This is a genomic window from Granulicella sp. dw_53 (assembly GCF_018449545.1).
Taxonomy (GTDB): domain Bacteria; phylum Acidobacteriota; class Terriglobia; order Terriglobales; family Acidobacteriaceae; genus Edaphobacter.
Window position 1 is genome coordinate 184,430 of record NZ_JAAVUR010000002.1, and the last position, 13,937, is coordinate 198,366.

The 13,937-nt window shown below is 61.8% G+C and carries 13 protein-coding genes; 1 reads left to right on the forward strand and 12 read right to left on the reverse strand.

All coding sequences use genetic code 11. The features are described from left to right. Positions 1-20 precede the first annotated feature (20 nt). The 11 genes from HB393_RS03675 to nadC all read right to left on the reverse strand — a co-directional run bounded on the left by HB393_RS03675 (position 21) and on the right by nadC (position 10,336). Positions 21-332, reverse strand: a complete 312-nt coding sequence (locus HB393_RS03675; RefSeq protein WP_213803803.1) for a hypothetical protein — start codon at positions 330-332, stop codon at positions 21-23. Between the two features lie 412 nt (positions 333-744). Beyond that, a complete protein-coding gene (locus tag HB393_RS25040) occupies positions 745-879 on the reverse strand; it encodes a hypothetical protein (protein ID WP_255550773.1) in 135 nt (44 codons plus the stop codon). 82 nt (positions 880-961) lie between these two features. Further along, entirely contained in the window at positions 962-2,152 is a 1,191-nt protein-coding gene (locus HB393_RS03680; protein ID WP_255550774.1) for a glycoside hydrolase family 27 protein, read from the reverse strand. 77 nt (positions 2,153-2,229) lie between these two features. Beyond that, a complete protein-coding gene (locus HB393_RS03685; RefSeq protein WP_213803804.1) occupies positions 2,230-2,493 on the reverse strand; it encodes a UBP-type zinc finger domain-containing protein in 264 nt (87 codons plus the stop codon). 51 nt (positions 2,494-2,544) lie between these two features. Further along, positions 2,545-2,784: a hypothetical protein gene (locus HB393_RS03690; RefSeq protein ID WP_213804103.1), complete on the reverse strand. Its 240-nt coding sequence runs from the start codon at positions 2,782-2,784 to the stop codon at positions 2,545-2,547. 103 nt (positions 2,785-2,887) lie between these two features. Beyond that, positions 2,888-5,638, reverse strand: a complete 2,751-nt coding sequence (locus tag HB393_RS03695; protein WP_213803805.1) for a ComEC/Rec2 family competence protein — start codon at positions 5,636-5,638, stop codon at positions 2,888-2,890. Positions 5,639-5,677: 39 nt separating this feature from the next. Continuing rightward, positions 5,678-6,997: a 23S rRNA (uracil(1939)-C(5))-methyltransferase RlmD gene (gene rlmD / locus HB393_RS03700; protein ID WP_213803806.1), complete on the reverse strand. Its 1,320-nt coding sequence runs from the start codon at positions 6,995-6,997 to the stop codon at positions 5,678-5,680. Continuing rightward, positions 6,994-7,710, reverse strand: a complete 717-nt coding sequence (locus HB393_RS03705) for a hypothetical protein (protein ID WP_213803807.1) — start codon at positions 7,708-7,710, stop codon at positions 6,994-6,996. The genes rlmD and HB393_RS03705 overlap by 4 nt, the downstream gene beginning before the upstream one ends. 70 nt (positions 7,711-7,780) lie before the next feature. Continuing rightward, positions 7,781-8,602 carry a type III pantothenate kinase gene (locus HB393_RS03710; protein ID WP_213804104.1) on the reverse strand — a complete coding sequence of 274 codons (822 nt, stop codon included), beginning with the start codon at positions 8,600-8,602 and terminating at the stop codon, positions 7,781-7,783. 15 nt (positions 8,603-8,617) lie between these two features. Then, entirely contained in the window at positions 8,618-9,451 is an 834-nt protein-coding gene (locus HB393_RS03715; protein WP_213803808.1) for a biotin--[acetyl-CoA-carboxylase] ligase, read from the reverse strand. Then, positions 9,452-10,336, reverse strand: a complete 885-nt coding sequence (gene nadC, locus HB393_RS03720) for a carboxylating nicotinate-nucleotide diphosphorylase (protein WP_213803809.1) — start codon at positions 10,334-10,336, stop codon at positions 9,452-9,454. A 62-nt stretch (positions 10,337-10,398) separates the two neighbouring features. Between nadC and HB393_RS03725 the strand changes: the two genes are divergently transcribed. Next, the gene (locus HB393_RS03725; protein ID WP_213803810.1) at positions 10,399-10,788 is read left to right on the forward strand and encodes a hypothetical protein; all 390 of its coding nucleotides are present in this window, start codon (positions 10,399-10,401) and stop codon (positions 10,786-10,788) included. A 306-nt stretch (positions 10,789-11,094) separates the two neighbouring features. On the opposite strand, the gene HB393_RS03730 is transcribed toward HB393_RS03725, so the two are convergent. Further along, positions 11,095-13,878, reverse strand: a complete 2,784-nt coding sequence (locus HB393_RS03730) for a valine--tRNA ligase (RefSeq protein ID WP_213803811.1) — start codon at positions 13,876-13,878, stop codon at positions 11,095-11,097. Positions 13,879-13,937: the final 59 nt, after the last annotated feature.

Here is a 13,937-nt window from a genome sequence, read left to right on the forward strand (position 1 = left end):
AGACATGGATCACAGCGCGCTCACCACCTGGCCCGCTCCCGGAGTATGACATAGCTTTGTGCACCGCACAGCGCGGCCAGCATGCTAAGACTCGCCACCAACGGCAGAAACAGTCCTAAGCAGAGACAGATCAGCACAACGTGGACAGCGAAGAGGCACGCCGTAACATTCAGCCAGCGGTCGAGTCTTAAGGAGAGCAGCATTGCGGTGAATTTATTCCGGAGGAACAGCGCCGTAACGCCGAGCAATCCATGAGGAAGCGAAAGGAAGACTCGATGCATTCTCTGAGAGTAGGGTTTTGCGCTCGCCGGAACCACCTCCTCCGGGGGCATCTCATTGCCCCCCTTTTGGGGGGAGAATTTCTAGGGGCAGCGTGCTATCTTCTTCCTTGCAGCGGTGCGACTCCCCAGGCCCATCTTCCGCATGCACCAAATACGTTTACAGATTTTCACAAAAGGATCGGCAAGCAACGGGTAGCCCCGTAAGCCATCCTGTTACGTTGATTCACCTTGGTTTATAAGCAGATTCGCCCTTGCGCGGCGGCCTCCTGACTCCTACCCCATTGAGGGGAGAGACTGCCCACGACTTAGGTTTCCGGCTACCGGCGACCAGCGCAAACTAACTCTGGATCCAAAGACGATTGGTTGCCATACTGGCAACGCTTCCCAAGGAGATGGAATGGGAGATAGCCTACAATCCGCAAATTTTTCTGCAGCAGCCCTCGACACGAGCATCACGTCTTCGTCACTCGATCTCGGAACGAGCTTCGATTCGATTCACGCGGCACTGCTGGAACAGATTCAGCTTCTCGAAGAAGAAAAGAACTCCCTCTGCCAACTCATAGCGGAGTTGCTCTTCAAAAATCAGATCCTTAGACAAGGAAACTGTCCCCCGGCCGCCTCGGAGAGCAACCTGCGGGCGGCCGTGCAGGGCAGGTCTTTCAAAGCATCTCAGCTTAGAACTATGGCTTCACCGTCACCATCACCACACCGTGGCTAGGCACCTCAGCCGAGTAGCTCCCCGTCTTCGAGCCAACGTCCTTATGAGCCCAAAGATCGCGCACCGACGCGTTTAGCTTCGACGGATAACCGAGATCCTGCCAGTCCGCCGAGATCGTCGCCGGCTTCTCACTGCGGTTCAGCAGCGCGACAGCGCGGCCGCCATCCGCCAGTTGCTTCGACCACACCTCGAGATCGCCCATCTTCTTCACACGATGTCCCTGAACCCCCATCGCGTCCTGGTCGATGGCGATCACTTCCTTGTTCATCAGAATCGCCTTCGTCTCAGGACTCATATTCCCGAGATCGTTCCCCGCCAGCAACGGAGCAGAGAACAGCGCCCACATGCTGAAGTGCGCACGGCTCTCCGTCGTGTTGAGCCCACCGTTCCCAACCTCCAACATATCCGGATCGTTCCAATGCCCCGGCCCTGAGTACGATTCGATTCCATTCATCAGATCCAGAATCTGCACCACACCATTCCCGCCCCAGTCCTTCTTGCAGTTCCAGCAGTCCTGGATGTCGCCCGTAGCCCGCCACATGTTGCCTATCGAACCCGCCCATAGCCACGGCTTGTTCGAACCCCACTCGCAGATGCTGAACAGGATCGGCCTGCCCGTCTCCGCCAGCGCATTGCGCATCAGCGTGTAGGAGGACTCCGCGTTCTGCCCCGGCAGCGTATTGCACCAGTCTTCTTTCAGATAGTCGACGCCCCACGCGGCATACTGCCTTGCATCCTGGTACTCATGCCCGATGCTCCCCGGCCGTTTCGCGCACGTCATCGTGCCGACGTCCGTATAGATCCCGAACTTCAGACCCTTGCTGTGGACATAGTCCGCCAGCGCCTTGATGCCCCCCGGAAACTTCTCCGCATCGACGACGATATTCCCCACCGCATCGCGCCCCGTCTGCCAACAGTCGTCGATCACGACGTACTGGTATCCGGCATCCTTCATGCCGCTCGAAGCCATCTGGTCCGCGGCCTCGCGCACGACCTTCTCGTTGATGCCCTTACAGGCAAACTTGTTCCAGCTATTCCAACCCATGGGCGGCGTACGCGCCACGCCATTGTCCAGAGAGTGCGCCGGCACTCCACCCAATGCCACCATAACCGCAGCTACGAAACCGCTTACAAACACACCACGCAAATTCATGATCTTTCGCCTCCGGGCACAAATATTCTCTTGTCGCCCCTTCGGCAAACATCATACGCGAGACCTCGCGTCACGAATTACAGCTCGAACATCAACTCATCCACGTAGCACCAGTACCAGTCCTCGCCTGGCTCTATCGATTGCACGACCGGATGCTTCACCGCATGGAAGTGCTTGGTCGCATGCTTGCCGATGGACGAGTCGCAGCACCCAACATGCCCGCACTCCTTACAGAGCCGCAGATGAACCCACGACTGTCCCAGCTTCAGACACTCCTCGCACCCGCGTGTATGTGGCTTTACCTGATGAATCGTATCGAGATGGCTGCACGTAGATCCCATGCGAGTCAGTTTACTCTCCAAGTCGCGGTCGGCAAAGCCACCACCCCGCCTCTACATAATCCGGAACCGCTCCTGCATCAGCCGTTGGAAACGAGGCTTCCAGATCAGGTCGTAGGCCAGCTCCTTGCCCGGAAACATCGACAGCGCGGCTTTGCGGCTGTCCGCGATCATCTGCGAAGCATCCTCGATGCTAAGGCTCCTGTCCTGGGCGATCACTTGCATGACCATGTTCATCATCATCTGCAGCCGGCGAATGAGCTTCTGCTCCTCTGCCTGTTCCGCTGCGCTCATTGCTGCGTCGGTCTTGTCGGAATCCGCTGACGGCGTAAGGTCCATTCCAGAGCCTCCACTGATCCACAAAATACACCTTAAACCACGCGGCTTCCAGCTTTGCTCAACGAAGGTCCTCTCCCCCGACAACCTCGCGAATCCCTCCATCCCGGTCCAGCAGAAAGGTCGTCAAGCCAAACTCATCCGTCCGGTAGAGCCTCGTATGCCCCTCGGCGATCCTCTCGATCACCTCCCCTCGCGGATGCCCAAAGGTATTCGCCCGCCCCACCGAGATCACCGCATCCGTCGGCCGTAGCGCCGCAAAGAACTCCGGCGTCGTCGAGGTCCGGCTGCCATGATGTCCCACCTTCAGCAGCGTCACCGGCGACAGTCCGCTCGCCACCATCGCCCGTTCACTCGGCGCCTCCGCGTCCCCTTCCATCAACACCGAAGCCTTGCCATATCGCAGACGCATCACCAACGAGTCATCGTTCTTCGGCTCCCCCGGATTCCCATATCCAACCGCTGGTGAAAGCACCTCGATTCCAACCCCACTCCACTCGACGCGATCGCCTGCATGGTAATGCCGCACCACCACACCCAGCTCAGCCGCCTCCTCCAGCAACGCACGATAGACCTGCGAGTCCGCATCCACCGAAACCCACAGCTCTCGTGGACGAAAGCTCCGCATCACCGCCGCCATCCCGCCCATGTGGTCGCTGTGCGCATGGCTCAGCGCGATCACATCCAGTCTGCGCATCCGCCGCGACCACAGATACGGCGAAACCACCTCCTCGCCCACATCGAACGCGCTCTGCGCCTCGGCACTCTCCTTCAGGCTCCCCACCGGACCACCCGCATCCACCAGCATCGTCTGCCCCTGCGGACTCACCACCAGCAGCGAGTCGCCCTGCCCCACATCTACCGCCGTCACCTCCAGCATCCCCGGAGACACCACCGCCGCCTCCGGCCAAAGCACCAGCACCGCGACCGCCGGCAACACCACCACCGCAACCCAGGCCCACCCCTTCTCCCGCCGCCGCACCGCCCAGCAACAAAACACCCAGGCCACCAACGCAATCGCCACCACCCAACCCGCAGGCCCAGGCACCCGCACATCGGCGACCCGCACCCGGCTCATCGCACTCACCGTACCCGTCACCCCATGCAGCAGCAGAGCCGTCGTAGCCCCTGGCAGAGCCGCCACCCAGGGGCTTACCAGGCTTCCCACAAACGTCAGCACCCCCATCGGCGCAAGCACCGCCACCATCGGCACGCTCAACATATTCGCAGGCAGTGCAAACGGCGTCGCCCGATGAAAGTACACCGCCATCGGCAACACCATCACCGCCTCGACCACCAACCCCAGCATCGCCAGCTCCGCAGCCCAAAGCACCACCCGCACGAATAAAGCTGGCACACCATAAGCCCACTCACCCAATACGCTGACCAACGCCTCGCCCCACACCCGCAGCATCACGCGAAACTGCGCCACCCGCGGCCTTAGCCGGAGATCAATCCACTCCTCCCTCAGCTTCCGCGCCGCCCGCGCATAGGGCACAACGCTGCGTTCGCCCAGTGGCACCGCAATCCCTCCAATCGCCATCACCGCCAGAAACGTCATCTGGAAGCTCGCCTCAAAGAGACTCCCCGGCGACCACACCAGCACCCCCAACGCGGCCGCGCCGAGCCCGTTCAACACATTGCGGTCCCGCGCCAGCAACCGCGCCACCAGGAAGATCGCCGTCATCCACAGCGCCCGCTGCACCGGCGCTCCAAACCCCGTCAGCACCGCATACGCACTCGCCAACCCCACCGTCAACAGCGTCGCGATCCACTCCCGCAGCCGCATCCGTCGCGCCATCCAGAACACCGCCGCCGCCAGCAGCGTCACATGCATCCCCGACACCACGAACAGATGAAACGACCCCGTTCGCTGAAAGCCGATCCGCTGCGGCTGCGTCAAACCCGCACGGTCACCAAACAGCATCGCCTTCAACATCCCCGCGCCACCTTCGCTTAGCCGCAACAGCGACGGCAGCCGACGGTTCACCGCCGAGCGCACATACCCATCCAGCCGCGCCACCGCCCAACTCTGCGCCGCGTAGATTTTGCACTGAACGCTCCCCGTACCCTCGCCAAGCTTCTTGAACCGCCCCGCCCGCACGCTGGCATGCGCCCCGATACCCTCCGTCAGCAGATAATCCGCATACTGCCATGCCCCCGGATCGCGATACCGCTCCGGCACACGAAGCTGCATCGGAGCCGCCACCCAATCGCCGCACTTCAAACTCGGCAGCGCATCTCCACGCGAAGTCACCGTCACCCGCAGCCCGCCCTCCATCGGCACCATCCGCGAGACATCCGGCGTCACCTCTTCAACCGCCTCCACCTGCACATCGACCGACATCGCCCCCGGAGGCTCCGCCTCATGCCACTCCGTCCCATCTGCGTCTTCATCCGCAGCCTTGCGCGGCGCAAGCATCCTTACCCGAACCACCCTGCCCCGCACCGCCCGGCTCAGACCATCCGCATACCGCAGCAAAGACCTCTGCTGTTGCGGAACCGGCTGCACCTCCGCCGCAGCCATCCCTACCACCATCCACACCGCCGCCAGCGGCACCAGCACCACCCTCAGATGCCCCCGCAGCACCACCACCGTTAACCCCGCCAGCAGACCCAGCGCCACCAGCAGCATCACCATCGGACGCCAGCTCCGCGCCATCACCTCGCCCACCGCAAACCACACCGCCGCGGCCAGCAAAGGCGCGCGCCGAAACTCCAACGCCTGCACCGGCGTACTCCCGCGCTCCCAAAGCTCCGGAGGCGGTATCTTCCCAAATTCGGTCGTCGAAGCTCTCCCTGCGGACCGCATCTGCCGTTATTTCACCACAGCCCTATTAAGTAAGCGCCACTAAGCTCCACGCCTCAAAACCACTACCGTCTCCTGGTGAAACGTCTGCGGAAACATATCCACTAGATGCAGCTCCACCAGCGCGTATCCGCCATCTACCAGCACCTTCAGATCCCGCGCCAGCGTAACCGGATCGCACGAGACATACACCAGCTCCGCCGCCTTCAACCGCACCAGCAACTCACAGACATCCGCCCCCAGCCCCGCACGCGGAGGATCCATCACCACCACCTCCGGCCGCTCCCGCTGAATCACCGTATGGCGCAAAAAATCCACCGTAGAGGCGCAGATCGCCTGCGTCCTCGGCCCCTTCAGCGTTCCGGCCAGATCCGCCGCCGCCGTCTCGCTACCCTCAACTCCCACCACCCTCTCAAACGCCTTCGCCAGCGCCTTTGAGAACAAACCCACACCCGCATAAAGATCCCACGCCAGCCGCCCCTCACGCCCCTCTGTCACCAGCCGCACCATCGTATCGATCAAAAAGCGATTCACCTGGAAGAACCCACCCCGGCTCACCCAGTAGTCGGCCCCTGCCGCACGATACAACAATCCCTCCGCCCCCCAGCTAGCCCCCGCAGCAGGCCGCTCCGTACGCCGGCTCCGCAGCGCCGACTCCTTTGCCAGAATCGAAACTCCCGCCCCCACCAGCTCCGGCACCACCACTCGCAGCCGCTCACACAACCCCTTCAGATCAGCCGACAACGCTCCCCGCACAAACAGCGTCATCTGCAGCTTCGTCTCATCGCCATTGGAGAAGAACTCAATCTCCACCGCACCCCGCAGCCACCGCTCAGCTCCCTTGTCCGTCTCCGCCAGCTTCAACAACGCACTCGCAGCCCGCCACAGCAGCGGAGCCGCAATCGGACACTCCTGTATCGGCAGAAACTCATTGCTCCCCCGCCGGTTGTATCCCAGCCGCAACGCCCCATCCATCTCCGCAATCCGCAGCCGTATCCTGTTCCGATACCCCCAGAACGCATCTCCATGCGACTGCACCTCAGGCAGCTCGACTAGCCCCACCCGCTCCAAACTCTCCCGCAGAATCCCCGCCTTCATCCGCATCTGCGCCGAATACTCTGCATGCTGCAACTGGCATCCACCGCACGCACCAAAGTGAACGCACCCCGGCGCAACGCGGTCGCTGGAAGCCTCAATCACCCGCACCAGCTCCGCCCCACCATAGGCATCCTTCTCTACCGAAAGCTCCGCCTCGACGATCTCCCCCGGCAGCGTGAAAGGCACAAAGACAGCCTTGCCAGCCTCCGCCTGGTGAGCCAGCCCAGCGCCCCCATAGACCACCTTTTCTATCTGTAACCTCATGAGTGGCTCATATAAAACAGGCTAAGCCGAGGCAGCTTGCGAGTCTCCAGAATCCTTTTCTGCAAAAACTGCTGCTGCACCTGCTTGATCTGCGTCGCCTGCATCTTGCCCCGGTACGGCGCAAGCTCCCGCGCCGCCTGCTCCCGCAACGCCACCAACTCTTCCTCCGGAGCCGAAGTAATCAGCGCGGCGAAGATCTTCTCCTCCAGCACCGTCAGCGTCCTGTCCAAATCCTCCAGCGATCCCGCCGGCTCCAGCCGTATCCCCATCGCCAGCGCCCGCAGCCGCGCCACCACCTCAGCCGCCACGCCATCCGCAGGCGACACAAGCTGCACACCCTCGATCCTCCCCGCGTTCTCCTCCAGATAAGCCGCCACCCGCTCCGACTCAAACCCGCTCTCTACCGGCTCCGCATCCACGACAGGCGCAGATCCAATCGCCGCCTCGCGCATCTGCTCCACCGTCTCCATCACGCTCTGCGCACACCATGCCAGCCCGTTCACCTTGCGAACCTTGCCCTTCGCTCGCAGCGCCTTCGCATCATGCTTATCGAACGCCGAGTCGATCCCGCGCAGCACTGCCTCCAGCGGAACACCTGCCTCACGCCATGTCTCAATCAGCGCCCAGTCCAGCGTCGAGAGCATCAGCAACGAACCGCGCCTCTGCTGAAAGCGCTCCTCGATCTCCGTAAAATAATTGAAATAATTCTGCATTCCCAGCGGTCCCTATTCATCGCCTCCAGCCCGTCAAGCCGCCATCTTCAGGCAGCTTCGGACATCTACCTCAGGCGCTCCGCCTTCTGCTGCGCTCCAGGGTGCGCTCATAGATAATCCGCAGCCCCGTCAACGTCAACATCTCATCCACCGCGCCGATGTACTTCGATCCACCGGCAATCAGCTTCGCCAGACCACCCGTAGCCACCGTCTTCGTCCCCGGCCCCATCTCTGCAATCATCCGTTCTAGAATCCCATCCACCAGCCCGATGTATCCGTAGTACAAGCCGATCTGAATATTATCGATCGTCCCCGTCCCAATCACCTTGCCCGGCTTTCGCACCTCGATCCGCGGCAACCGCGCCGCCTGCGAAAACAGCGCCTCCGCCGAGATCTCCAGCCCCGGAGCGATCGCCCCACCCACAAACTCGCCCTTCTTCGAGACCACGTCAAACGTCGTCGCAGTCCCCATATCGACGATGATCGTCGGCCCGCCATACTTCTCAAACGCCGCGACACAGTTCACGATCCGGTCCGCCCCCACCTCGCACGGATTGTCCGTCAGAATCGGCAGCCCCGTCCGCACCCCCGGTTCGATAAACAGCGGCTTCACATGAAAATAGAGCTCGAACACCTTGCGCAGCATCGAGTCCAGCGGAGGCACCACCGACGAGACCGCCACTCCCTTCACGATGCACATCTCCAGCCCGCGCAGCGCAAACAGATTCCGCAGCAGCACGCCGAACTCGTCCGCCGTCTGCTCCTTTGGAGTCGTGATGCGCCAGTTCGCAGTCAGCTCCGCTTCGGCCTCTTCGCCGGCCGCCCCATCGCCCGCCAGCCGGTAAAGCCCCATCACCGTGTTGGTATTACCCACATCGATCGCCAGAAACATAGTCGTGCCCACCTTCTATCGTGCCGCTTCCAACTCCCGCACCCCACCGGAGAGCACAGTGCGCTGCGTCCCATCCTCAGCCGCCACCAGCAAAAAGCCGTCCCCGTTGAGCCCATCCGTCACGCCAGTATAGCCGCCACCCTCATCCACCCTCACGCGCTTTCCTCGCACCCATGTGGAAGCCTCCGCAAACCGCGCCAGCAGCCCCGGTCCATCGTCCATCCCACGATGCCCTCGAACCAGCCGCCGCATCTCCTCGTCGATCCCCCGCAGCAGCGCCGCCAGCACCGCCTCCCGCGAGACCGCCGCGCCCCCCTCGAGCCGCAGCGAAGTCGCCACCGCCCGCACCTCCGCAGGAAACGCCTCATGGTTCAGATTGATCCCCACCCCAATCACCGCATACCGCAGCATCGCCGGCACACCCCTCTCCGCCGGAGCCACCGCCGTCTCCACCAGAATCCCCCCACACTTCCGCTTATTCAGAATCAAGTCATTCGGCCACCGGATATCCACCTCCAGCCCGCAGGCCTCCGCAATCGCCGCCTGCGCCGCCAGCCCCGTAGCCAGCGAGATCTGCAACGCCGTAGCCATCGGCAGCGTCGGAGTCACCAGCGCGCTCACATACAACCCATCCCCCGCCGCCGAGTGCCACGCATGCCCTCCGCGCCCGCGCCCCGCGCCCTGCTCATCCGCCACCCAGACGCCGCTCCGCGCCCCACGCTGCGCCGCCTCCAGCGCCACCGTATTCGTGGAGCCGACAAAAGGGAGGTGCAGCACCCGGCCCGCAAACTCCGTAGCCGCCACCCCCTCCTCGACCGCCTTCAAGTCGAAGCTCACTCCGGATTGCACTTAATAAATATCCGCCGTAATCCGCATACTCAAATCCACCGCCACCGCCGAGTGCGTCAGCGCGCCCACCGAGACAAAATCCACCCCCGCCAGCGCATACGCCCGCACCGTCTTCAAGCTCATATTCCCCGAAGCCTCAATCGGCACCGTCGGCAACGCCGCCCGAATCAGCTTCACCGCCTTCTTCACCTGCGACGGAGTCATATTATCCAGCAGAATCGACTCCGCCCCGCCCGCAATCGCCTGCTCCAACTCCGCATCCGACCGCACCTCCACCTGCACCACCTGCCCCGCCTTGCGGCCATGCAGTGCATGCTCCAGCGCAGCCGGGAGCCCGCCTCCCAGCGAGATATGGTTGTTCTTGATCAAGATCCCATCCTGCAGGTCCAGCCGATGGTTCACCCCGCCCCCGCAGCACACGGCGTACTTGTCCAGCACCCGCAGCCCCGGAATCGTCTTCCTCGTATCCAGCACCTTCGTCTTGGTCCCCGCCACAGCCTTTACAAACTCATTCGTCAGCGTCGCAATTCCGCTCATCCGCTGCATCAGGTTCAGAATCACCCGCTCGCAGGAGAGGATCGCCCGCGCATTATGCCGGATCACGGCCAGCGTCTGCCCCTTCTTCACCTTCACCCCGTCGAAGATCTCCGGATGGCTCACCACCTCAAACCGCCCCATCGGAGTGCTGCTCATCTTCCCAAACGTCTCCAGAAAGATCGGAATGCACCCTATCCCCGCCACCACGCAAGCCTGCTTCGCCACAATCGTCCCCGAGGCCCGCAGCCCCGCCGGAATCGTCAGTGCGGTAGTTACATCGTTCGCTGCCTTGTCCTCTGCCAGTGCCGCTTCAAGAATGGTTCGAATCCGTTTGCTTTTCCAGTCCATCCCCTCATCCTAAACCCGCGAGTTGCATCCTACATTGCAGATCTTCGTGATCCCTTATGCTGATGTCTCTCTCCCGACAGATCGCCTATCTCTTCCTGCTCGCCATCCCCATCGCCTGCGTCGCCTGGACCATCACCCACGAAGAGGTCTTCCGCGAACCCCGCGAGTGGTGCAAAGACCGAAGCCAGAACTGCAAACCCCTCGTCGCCCGAAAATTCTTCTACCTCTTCACCTGCGAGTACTGCTTCAGCCACTACGTCGCGGCCTTCTTCCTGCTCATCACCCAGTTCCAGATGCTCTACGAGGGCTGGCGCGGCTACGTCATCGCCTGGTTCGCCCTCATCTGGATGGCGAACATCTATATGAGCTTTTTCAACCGCCTCCGCCTCGACATCAAACACGAGAACGTAGAAATCGCCATAGAACAAACCAAAGTCCCAAACAACAAATAGGGCCGCAGATCTCCTTATCCATCACGCCTGCCACAGCATCTCTCACGCCCATCACAGCCTTAGGTCCCGCCACCAAAGCGGGTGCCCCACTCTTTTTGCAGTCTCATCGCAAATAGGGTGGGGTATCGTGCGAAGCACGACCGCACTCCTTCCCCGCCCCACAAAGCCCAACCGTCCTCTTTCCCAACCCCACAAAGCCCAACCGTCTTCCTTCCCCAGCCCCACAAAGCCCGGGTGCCCCATCCTTCGCGCCCTTGCGAAGGGTGGGACGTAAACTTTTCCACGATCCTTTGTATCCGCACCTAACTACTCAGGCGGCAAAGCCTCCAACCCAGCCTTCGTCTTCTCGTAAAGCACCCGAGTCTCCGCCGCCTGCTTCCGCAACCCTTCAACAATATGCGCCGGAGCCTTCCCCATAAACGCATCGTTTCCAAGTTGCTTCTCAGCAGCCATCAAACCCTTCTCATACTTCGCCAAATCCTTCGTCAACCGCTCCCGCTCCGCGGGAACATCGATCTGTCGCTCATACACCACAGCCACATCGAACTCCGCCGAACTCCGCGCACCTTCACCATGCAGCGCAGCCCCGGCAAACTCCACCTCACTCACCCGAGCCAGCTTCCGCAGCAGATCCACATTCCCCCCCGCAAGCGTAGTAACCGACTCACTCGCAAACACCCGCACCGGAGCAAACTCCTTCTCCGGAACACTCATCTCCTTACGCAGCCCGCGCACGGTGACGATCATCTGCTGCATCAACTCCATCGCGGTCACGCTGGCAGCATCCGCAGCCATATCCTCTGCCCTTGGAAACCGCGTCAACGCAATCGACTTCGCCGGCACCGCGTCGTCATAAAACGCATGCCAGATCTCCTCCGTGATAAACGGCATAAACGGACTCAGCATCCGCAGCGCCGCCTCAAACACCGCCAGCAGCGTCGTCAACGCAGCCTTGCCAGCAACTAGATCGGCACCCTCGCCAAACTCCAGCCGCAGCTTCACGATCTCGATATACCAGTCGCAGAAGTCGCCCCAGAAGAACTGGTACACCGCGTTCGCAGCCTCATCGAACCGATACTGCGCCAGCGCCGCATCCACTGCACCCGACGTAGCACTCAGCTTCGCCAGAATCCACCGCGTCTCCAGCGGAGCGCCGTCAATCTCCTTCAGCGCCTCCCCCAGGCTGCTCAGGTCGACCGCAACGCCAGCCTCCTTCGCCCGCTCCACATTCATAAACAGGAACCGCGCCGCATTCCATATCTTGTTCGCAAACGCCCGATACCCATCCGTGCGCTCTTCGCTGAACGCAATATCCGTCCCCGGCGAAGCCATGCTCGCCAGCGTGAACCGCACCGCATCCGTCCCAAACTTATTGATGATGTCGATCGGGTCGATCACATTGCCCTTGGTCTTCGACATCTTCTGCCGGTCCGCATCCCGCACCAGCGCATGGATGTAAACCTCACGGAACGGCACCGCATCCGCCAGCGTCCGAGCCGAACCATCCGGCATCGGCACATCCAACATGAAGTGGCAGCCCAGCATGATCATCCGCGCCACCCAGAAGAACAGAATGTCGAAGCCCGTTACTAGCACCTGCGTCGGATAGAACGCCGCCAGATCCGGCGTAGGCAAGCCGTCCGCAGAAGGCCACCCGAACACGGTGAAGGGAAGCAGCCCCGACGAGAACCATGTGTCCAGCACATCCGTCTCCTGCACAATCTCCGCCGAGCCACAGCTTCCGCAAGCCGTAGGAGTCTCCCGCGCCACCGTAATCTCAGCGCACGCACCACAGTGCCACGCCGGAATTCGGTGCCCCCACCACAACTGCCGCGAGATACACCAGTCATGGATGTTCTTCATCCACTCGTCGTACGTCTTGCGATACTGCTCCGGCGTGAACTTGATGTAGCCCTTATCGACCGCCTCAATCGCCTTGTCCGCCAGCGGCTGTATCTTCACGAACCACTGCTTCGAAAGCCTCGGCTCAATCACCACGCCCGTCCGCTGGCTCAGCCCAATCGCCAGCGTATGGTCCTTTACCTCCACCAGAAGCCCCAGCTCACGCAGGTCTTCGACGATCTTCTCCCGCGCCACATACCGGTCCAGCCCGTTGTATGGTGAGCCCGCCAGCAGCACCTGCGCCGACTCATCCAGAATCGTCAGGCTCGGCAGGTTATGCCGCTGCCCAATCGCAAAGTCGTTCGGATCATGCGCCGGAGTCACCTTTACCGCGCCCGTGCCAAACTCCGGCTTCGCCCAGTCATCCGTCACAATCGGAATCTCGCGATCCACCCCGCCATCCACGCCGCTCAAAGGCAGCCGCAGCCTCTTTCCATGCAGAGCCGTATACCGCTCATCCGCCGGATTCACCGCCACCGCCACGTCGCCCAGCATCGTCTCCGGCCGCGTCGTGGCAATCACAATCGAGCCGCTCCCATCCGCCAGCGGATAGCGTATGTGATAGATCTTCCCCACCCGCTCCTCGTGCGTCACCTCCAGATCGCTCACCGCCGTCCGCAGCACCGGATCCCAGTTCACGATGTACGCCCCGCGATAGATCAGCCCCTGCTCATGTAGCCGGACGAACGCCTCCTTCACCGCCACGCTCAACCGCTCGTCCATGGTGAAGTACTCGCGGCTCCAGTCCACGCTCGCGCCCAGCCGCTTCATCTGGTCCAGAATCGCGCCGCCATACACACCCTTCCACTCCCAAACCCGCTCCACAAATGCGCTGCGGCCCAGCTCCTGCCGAGTCTTGCCCTCGCCCGCAAGCTGCCGCTCCACCATCATCTGCGTGGCGATCCCCGCATGGTCCGTCCCCGGAACCCACAACGAAACCTCACCCGACATCCTGTGCCACCGCGTCAGAATGTCCATCTCCGTCTGGTTCAGCATGTGCCCCATATGCAGCCGCCCGGTCACATTCGGCGGAGGCAGCAACTGCGTGAACCTCTTCACGTCACCAGCCGCACCAGACGAAGCAGCATCAGGGGAAACAACATCGAAAAGACGCTCACGGACCCAGTACTCGGCCCAGCGTTCTTCGATAACGGACGGATCATATGCTTTTGGAAGTTCGTGGCTCATCGGTCTTTAAGCGTAGCATCCACAACGCAAACTCCCGCCTGTTGCCGTTGATGTTGTAG

What these genes read in the sequence shown, in the direction of transcription:
- nadC (WP_213803809.1), bottom strand. Translation starts at nt 10,336, where the DNA reads ATGGACTGGAAAAGCAAACGGATTCGAACCATTCTTGAAGCGGCACTG.
- HB393_RS03710 (WP_213804104.1), bottom strand. Translation starts at nt 8,602, where the DNA reads ATGTTTCTGGCGATCGATGTGGGTAATACCAACACGGTGATGGGGCTT.
- HB393_RS03695 (WP_213803805.1), bottom strand. Translation starts at nt 5,638, where the DNA reads ATGCGGTCCGCAGGGAGAGCTTCGACGACCGAATTTGGGAAGATACCG.
- HB393_RS03680 (WP_255550774.1), bottom strand. Translation starts at nt 2,152, where the DNA reads ATGAATTTGCGTGGTGTGTTTGTAAGCGGTTTCGTAGCTGCGGTTATG.
- HB393_RS03675 (WP_213803803.1), bottom strand. Translation starts at nt 332, where the DNA reads ATGCCCCCGGAGGAGGTGGTTCCGGCGAGCGCAAAACCCTACTCTCAG.
- HB393_RS03730 (WP_213803811.1), bottom strand. Translation starts at nt 13,878, where the DNA reads ATGAGCCACGAACTTCCAAAAGCATATGATCCGTCCGTTATCGAAGAA.
- HB393_RS03690 (WP_213804103.1), bottom strand. Translation starts at nt 2,784, where the DNA reads ATGAGCGCAGCGGAACAGGCAGAGGAGCAGAAGCTCATTCGCCGGCTG.
- rlmD (WP_213803806.1), bottom strand. Translation starts at nt 6,997, where the DNA reads ATGAGGTTACAGATAGAAAAGGTGGTCTATGGGGGCGCTGGGCTGGCT.
- HB393_RS03725 (WP_213803810.1), top strand. Translation starts at nt 10,399, where the DNA reads ATGTCTCTCTCCCGACAGATCGCCTATCTCTTCCTGCTCGCCATCCCC.
- HB393_RS03705 (WP_213803807.1), bottom strand. Translation starts at nt 7,710, where the DNA reads ATGCAGAATTATTTCAATTATTTTACGGAGATCGAGGAGCGCTTTCAG.
- HB393_RS03685 (WP_213803804.1), bottom strand. Translation starts at nt 2,493, where the DNA reads ATGGGATCTACGTGCAGCCATCTCGATACGATTCATCAGGTAAAGCCA.